The 6,713-nt window shown below is 55.2% G+C and carries 6 protein-coding genes and 1 pseudogene; 4 read left to right on the top strand and 3 right to left on the bottom strand.

Annotation, left to right across the window (positions count from 1 at the left end; all coding sequences use genetic code 11):
- The first annotated feature begins 463 nt into the window (after positions 1-463).
- The gene (locus EPN31_RS16295) at positions 464-1,885 is read left to right on the top strand and encodes a hypothetical protein (protein WP_291775750.1); all 1,422 of its coding nucleotides are present in this window, start codon (positions 464-466) and stop codon (positions 1,883-1,885) included.
- Positions 1,886-2,133: 248 nt separating this feature from the next.
- Here the strand turns inward: EPN31_RS16295 and EPN31_RS16290 are convergent, their stop codons facing one another.
- The 3 genes from EPN31_RS16290 to EPN31_RS16280 form a co-directional block, all read right to left on the bottom strand.
- Positions 2,134-3,042 (bottom strand): hypothetical protein, encoded by a 909-nt coding sequence (locus tag EPN31_RS16290; protein ID WP_291775747.1) that lies wholly within the window; start codon positions 3,040-3,042, stop codon positions 2,134-2,136.
- Between the two features lie 71 nt (positions 3,043-3,113).
- Entirely contained in the window at positions 3,114-3,584 is a 471-nt protein-coding gene (locus tag EPN31_RS16285) for a hypothetical protein (RefSeq protein ID WP_291775744.1), read from the bottom strand.
- 96 nt (positions 3,585-3,680) lie between these two features.
- Entirely contained in the window at positions 3,681-4,139 is a 459-nt protein-coding gene (locus EPN31_RS16280) for a hypothetical protein (protein WP_291775741.1), read from the bottom strand.
- A 150-nt stretch (positions 4,140-4,289) separates the two neighbouring features.
- Here EPN31_RS16280 and EPN31_RS16275 point away from each other — a divergent pair.
- The 3 genes and pseudogenes from EPN31_RS16275 to EPN31_RS16265 form a co-directional block, all read left to right on the top strand.
- Positions 4,290-4,514 (top strand): annotated as a pseudogene (locus EPN31_RS16275) (phage integrase N-terminal SAM-like domain-containing protein); the annotation flags it as partial.
- A 374-nt stretch (positions 4,515-4,888) separates the two neighbouring features.
- Positions 4,889-5,719 carry a DUF2971 domain-containing protein gene (locus EPN31_RS16270; RefSeq protein ID WP_291775738.1) on the top strand — a complete coding sequence of 277 codons (831 nt, stop codon included), beginning with the start codon at positions 4,889-4,891 and terminating at the stop codon, positions 5,717-5,719.
- 5 nt (positions 5,720-5,724) lie between these two features.
- The gene (locus EPN31_RS16265) at positions 5,725-6,255 is read left to right on the top strand and encodes a hypothetical protein (protein WP_291775735.1); all 531 of its coding nucleotides are present in this window, start codon (positions 5,725-5,727) and stop codon (positions 6,253-6,255) included.
- Positions 6,256-6,713: the final 458 nt, after the last annotated feature.

The raw sequence follows: 6,713 nt of genomic DNA, 5'->3' as shown, positions 1-6,713 counted from the left end.
GAAAGGCATTGAGCCATCTCGAACCTATGCCAGGCCGCGCCAGACAATCCATCCACGCCGATCGGGTGGCTCATCGACCGGTTGAATCCGCACCGCGATGCGGACGGCAGCAGCAGACTGGGTCCAGCCGGTCAGGTTTGGCAGCCCAGTGACCGCTGCCGGCGAGACCGGTCGCTCATCGCTTTCACGGTCGAAAGTCTGCAGTACCTTCGAACCGGCCGTTCGCCGGAAGTCGTGTGGAAGACGACCATATTCCGCCGCGACGAGTTACGGCCAATGACTGCTCTCGCAGGCTGCGAACTGGAACTCTCGACCCGTTGCGGCCGGTCGACTCGGCGCGAAATATCGGGCCGCTTTCAAGGGCGGACGTCCGTCTAGTCGCGTGCTCGGCAGCAGCCGTGTCTAGAAACCGGTGGTAAATTGCTGAAAAAAATCAACGACGATTGCACTTTGGATGGCTTCAATGTCTTTCTCCAATATCGAGGACAAATTCAGTGGAATTTGGCGACGCGCGCTGCATGAAACGTCGCTGAACGCCTTGACACCGGAACTCATTGAAAAATGGGCTAGCGACAAACAGTTCATCAATCCGGTCGCGAAGCTTACAAACGTCGGCGCCTTCCATACGACGCCGTGTATTGTCCTGACCGTCGAAGGTGGCAAAGCATGCTTCCCAACCATTCCAGTTTCCGGCGATGAGAACTGGCAAATACGGCGAAAACAATACGACGATCAAGCCGCTCTTTGGGACAAGGTCGAGTGGTTTATGCCGCTATGGCTACCGATGGGTCAAATCTCCAAGCTACTTGCTTCGGTCAAGCATGTGACGAGAGAGCGGGCGCTAGATCTTTTCAAATATCACACCTCAACGCTTTATACGCTGGCCTTCGAGGCGGTTTGCATCGAACAGATCTTACCTCTCGCTCGCAGCCTTAAAGAGATCGTGCCGTTGGCGCGGGAAGCTTATCTAGGCGCGTATAGCGGCTATTGGGCTACCAGTGTCGGAGCGTTGATACCGGTGATCGAAGGCAGTCTGACAAGAATTGCTTCGGATTTGGGGAGTAAGGCTACTGCCCCAGAAAAGATTGATCATGCAGTGAACCGTGCGATCGAAACTGCTGCACAACTCCATTTTGACCACATGTGGGTGCCGCTGGAATATAAGACTTGTGACTATCTATTCGGGCAGGATGAGCGTGTTTTCGCCTTTGACACATTTCGGAGGTGGCTGAAGAATCATTTTTTTTGCAAAACCGACGAATATCGGGGGGTGACCTGGCTGAATCGACACATGTTTGCACACGGCACCGCGGCGTCATGGCAGCAACCGGCGAATTTCGCTCGGATGGTGGTCGCGCTTGCGACGCTTGCAGCCGTCGAATCCTGGTACGACGCCTCTCATAGCGTCTCGTTTTTTCTCCCTGACATGAATGACAACAGCACCTTGTTATGGCAACAGGCGCTGCTTCGGGGCGATGTTCAGATGAAGCTGAAAATCACCGAACAAGACTATTTTCGAAAACATGGGCGCCTAGTTCCGCCATTGCCAGCAGACAATGGCGCCCTGCTCCGTAAGGGGCTCCTATCCCAGCAATGTATGACTGATCTGGTTCGGCCTTTACGCGATGCTGGTTGGAATGTGAAAGTCAACGAGCCCGACGATAATGCGCTCTATATGACCGTTGATGCCTCCCAAGGCGAGAAACTTTTCAGTGTCGCGTTGCTTTACAGTTGCGGAACTGAAAATGGCATTTACAAAATGCTCGCTAAAGAATGTGCGGCTGTTCTCTATTGTGGCGCCCCGTATAAGCAGGATTCATTTGCCCACGATATTTCTGTGCATGTTGGACCCGTTTTGGGCTGGCAACCACCAAAAGCAGGTTAAATACATGCGATTATTGAAAGGCGAAGGTATGATGCAGCTGACCTTGGCCAGCCAGACCCACGGGTCGAAAGTCAGCTTCTTGGCGCGGCCTCGTACTCACACTGCCGGCCAAGAGCGGCCAGTGCCCAAAGGGGAAAGCAGTCGCTCAACGTCGTAGCTAAGCGGATGCCGACAGGCAGCCGGCACCGAGCCATGATAGACCACCGGCCAGTGACGGCCGCCTGTCGGCGGGTCGTTTGAGCGTGGGGTTAGGCTGCACTCGCTGCCTCGGCTGCGCCGCTGAAATTGATTGACAGGATTTGCTTCCCGTCGGCGCCAAGTGTGGTGACCGCCATAGCGTCTCGGCCCGAGATCTTGGTCTTGCCCCAAGCAACTTCGATCGAGCCCATTCTTCCATGCCTCAAATCAAATCGACCAATCTCGACGGCGCAGGGACCGACAACTCGGATCTTGGACACTGCACGTAGAACTGCTGGCTCAATCTTCTTCATGTATAGAGCTTCGCCTGTGTCCGGCCTAGGTGGGGTCCATTCGAGTTCGAAGCCAATGTGATCTTCAGTCGCTGTCGGCACTAGTCGGTCGCGCGCTATATCTGTTGATAGCAAGCGATTGACCAACTCCTGGATCTGAGCGACTTCTGTGCCGTCCTGCAGATACAGGAGATTGTCTGGACTAGTCGCAACAACCTCTTCGGGAAGCTCTGCCGTTGCCTCAACGGTTGCGGTGACTTTTCCCGGGCTGACGCGAACGGTCTTCAGCCAGAGCGAACTCCCTGCAGCGAGGCGATTCTTCATGGTCTCCGGGTCAGGTTCTTCGAGTGTGAAGGTGTCGATGTCATAGGCCTTTGCAACCTTCAACGCTTCAGGCGTGAAGCCACTGCGGGAGGCAAGAAGCAGTGCGTTTGTGTTTAGGCGCTCGTGCTTTGACTTCATTTGCTCGATCCACGACACGTCGGCCACCCGCCGGTGGTCTCGGCATTCCACGCAGACTGTGACCGGCTGTCCTCCGACCGACCCCTCTATCACAACGTCAACCTCTCGGAAGCCTTTGGTTAGTCGATCCCGCATCATCTTGGACTCGACCACCTTCGCGCCTTCGGCCAGATTCACGCGTACTAGATAGACGAGACGCTGAAAGTCGTTTGAGCGCTTGGGCATTGGCTGTTGTGGCTGCGGCCTAACGCCTGACTTCAGTGGCTGGCCGAAGGCAAGTCCACTCGATGGAAGGGTTAGGTTTCATCACCATGTCGCACGTCGGGGTCTTTGTCTTCAGTTGAATCCAACGGAGGTCGCTGCCATGTGTCGTGGCGATTCGTCGAGCTTGCTCCTAGTAGATATCCAATGATGGTACCGAAAAGACCAATGATAGGCGTGTATTCGGCTTTGTCAGACCCGCTTGTTAGAACAGTCAGACTCAAGATGATGATTAGCGTGAGTGTGAATACGCGGAGAATCTCTTCCGGCCTTGCCTTCGCCTTTCGGAGCAATAAGAACTCGATTCCAATGACAAAGAAGCCGAATATGTAGACCATCGTGTTTTCTATCACTGCGGTGTTTGAGAGTACGTGCAAGACAAAAAAGTCCCAAGGGCCAGCGTTCGGCGGCATGAACTTTGACCTTAAGTCGGCGCTTTCCGGTGAGTCCGCGAACGCGACAAAGGAAGAGAGTGCGGAAGCTGTAAGAATGAAAGGTGTTCGCATGGAAGGGACTCCGAAGCAGATGAAGGAGATTGCTGAAATCTAACGCCTGACTTCGGTGGCTGCCGCAGGCAGTCCACTGGAAGGAAATGTTAGCCGTCAGAGCGTCAACAGGCCAGCGCGTACTAAGGCAAAAAGCACAATACCTATTACCACGATTACTCCATGCGGCAGTGCAATGTGCGGCCACAACGCCATGCCCCGGACGTCAGACCATGGTGTGGCGTTCCATTTCTTCATCCAAGAAGTGCAGATCTGATTGGGAGCGGTCCCCTTCAACTCGCCACGGAAATGTGCCTCAATCTCCTCCACCCGTTCGTAGTAGCCAAGCTGAAAGACCTTCCACATGGTTTCGAGGAACCAGAACAAGAGAGATGCTACCGATGCGATGAGCAGTACCGGACTCGCGCGGCTGGCAAACGCGCCGACCAAAACCGTGAGGCTGAACGAGATACTCCAAGCTTTGATAGTCAGGGCTTTGCTGTCGAAGTCCTCAATGGTCTTCTGGAGGTGAAGGTACTCGGCCTGAAGAGCGGCGGTGAGTTGCTGCTGGTCCACTAGTGGTGACGGCTAACGCAATGTATACGACAAGAAATGTCGGATAAAACTGGCTCTATCGCATAACTTGGCACTTGGAAAGGTCCGCAGGCCCTTGCAGGGCTGGCTTCCCGCCAATATACTGTGTTTTTGAACAGTTATAAATTTGCCATGAAACACGACGGACCTCCTTTGGTGTCCGGGCGCTTGTTGGATCAGTTGCGTAAACGCATCCGGTATCTCCACTATAGCCTGAGTACCGAAAAGGTTTATGTGTATTGGGTCCGATTTTTTGTCCGCTGGGGTGCTATCAACGGAGTCATGCGCCACCCTCGCAATATGGGCGGGTCGGAGGTTGAAGCTTTCCTGACGATGTTGTCTGTTGAGCGCCGGGTACGTTTGTGTTTTCATGGCGGCCACATTCAAGGTGCCGATTTTCGCCAAAATATAACGATGGTCCGGACCTAACGGTAAATTTTATGTCTTGCAAGTCACTCAAAGTGGATTATCGGGCTGCATTCGGCGCGGCAGGCGACATCGCGATCGCGTTGTGGCTGCCTCCTTGTGTCCCCTCTTACCGCCGACCACGCTCCGCCACGGGTCGAGTTAAGTCATCCACCGAGGTCAACTCATGGCCCATCGAGGTCGTTCAGAATGCCAGCCTCATGGCGAACTGGGAACCGTGACTCACGCGTTGACAGAGGCTTCTTGAACGGTTCTCCTGCGGTACAGATTGCCCAGTGCAAAATAGAATTTCACGGAAGGTTTATATGGCTCGAACAGCGTGGGAACGTGGGCATCGGGTCCTTTATCACTGGCAGCGCTTCGACATCGCCCCCGATCTTAAGCACGCAGAGCGGCTTGCCACGTTTCTGCGAACGAGGCAGCTGTACTGTTCAAGTCCCGGCGCCTTCAACGACCCTTGGGACTGCCGGCCGTGGTTCAATACGGCAGTTCTGCAGGACGCTGGCGAGCGGCAGCGGCATGCGAATTGGGCGCTGGAGGTCTGCAATCGACAGAAGCCGATGCCGCCGGAAGCAAATGAGCGAATGCGCACTACCTTGCTTGACGACCCGAAAAAAGCGAAAGAACTGCTAAATCAGATTGCTCAATCGCTCGCGCCGGTCATCGATGCTAGGTATCGCATCTATTGTCTGGGGCCGGACCCGACGAACGTGCTCATGTGGTCCCACTACGCCGGTGACCATCAGGGCATCTGCCTCGAATATAGCTTGCGTAACGAGGTCATGTGCTGCGCACTTGAGTGCGAGTACGTCAGCGAGTTTCCGCTGCTGTTACCGTATGACAGCGCAGACAGTGCGGAATTCCGCACCCTGCTGGCAAAGAGCAAGATTTGGCACTACGAAAACGAATTCCGCTTGGTCGCTCAGGAGCGTTCGCAAGCCGTCGAACACACCGACACCCTGATGACCGACGACGGCTTCCTGCAATTGCCAGATGGCGCATTGACTGCCGTCATCGTTGGCTGCCAAGGCGCGTACGATGTTGTCAAGCGTATCGTCGAGCAGAACGCACCGGCCGTCCAAGTCAAGCACGCTATGCGAGTGCCCGACCGGTACCAGATATTCATTGAGGGCTAGGCCTCATGAAAATCACCCTTGACCACAACTGCCTGATTGACTTAGCGACATCAACGCTCGTGGGCGATAAGATCCGCCAGCTGATTTCTGGCCCGGATCTGCAGCCGTACGTCGTGAACATCGGAGCGTCGGAGATGCGAGAGCGCGGAATACAGCCCGATCGATACGATCTTTTTGAAGAGCTTCTCTCCTCTGCCGGGCTCACGGAGGCGCCCCGATTGGACCCAGTAATGATCTGGGATGTGACGTTCTGGGATCGCTGTTTGTGGGCTGGCCCGGATGAGGAAAGCCTGATCGAAGAGGTCGAAGCAATCCTTTTCGGAGATAGTCCGCTTGCTAGTCCAGCTGGTGGCATGGATTCCCCTGAGGGGAAGAAGTGGTTGAACCGTGTCTGCGACGTCCAGACCATGTGGTGCCATATCCGGAACAAGAACGACCTGTTTCTAACCTCGGACAAGAACTTTCTCAAACAGACCAAGCTTCCCCGATTACTTGCAATTGGCGCTGGTGCAATCCGGAGCCCGAGTTCACAATGAAGCGTGGCCCGCCTTCGACGCGAGGCCCAACGGCAGGCTTTGGTCACCGTTGGCACAGCCTCACGTCGAACGTCAGCTTTTTGAATACAGTAACTTCCACTTTGGGTCGGCAGTTCCAGTTGGAGCCCTTGACCAGCGGACATTCGATCGGCCTTCGACTTCGAATGGCGTCGGCCGCGATTGATCTGCCGTCCTGGAGCTGCCTTCCCGCGCGCCGGCGACCGGCTATGTCTGCAGTACCCCGGGACCAGTCGTTGGTGCCGCAATCGCCTCGGTGCCTGAACGACCAGAAAGGAGCCGAGACCGTGAGTTCAGCCGCCGACCGCGACCGACCAGACACGCTGCAGACCAGCCGGTCGCGATTGAAATCCAGCATCGCCAGCTTCTGAACTTTTTCTCACCGACTTCTGGTCTAGTGAATGGCGGGAGACTTCATTCTCTCAAAATTAACTGATCGT

Source organism: Castellaniella sp., assembly GCF_004321985.1.
Lineage (GTDB): Bacteria > Pseudomonadota > Gammaproteobacteria > Burkholderiales > Burkholderiaceae_B > Castellaniella.
Note: the sequence above shows the minus strand (reverse complement) of the source record. Positions and strands in the feature narration are given on the sequence as shown.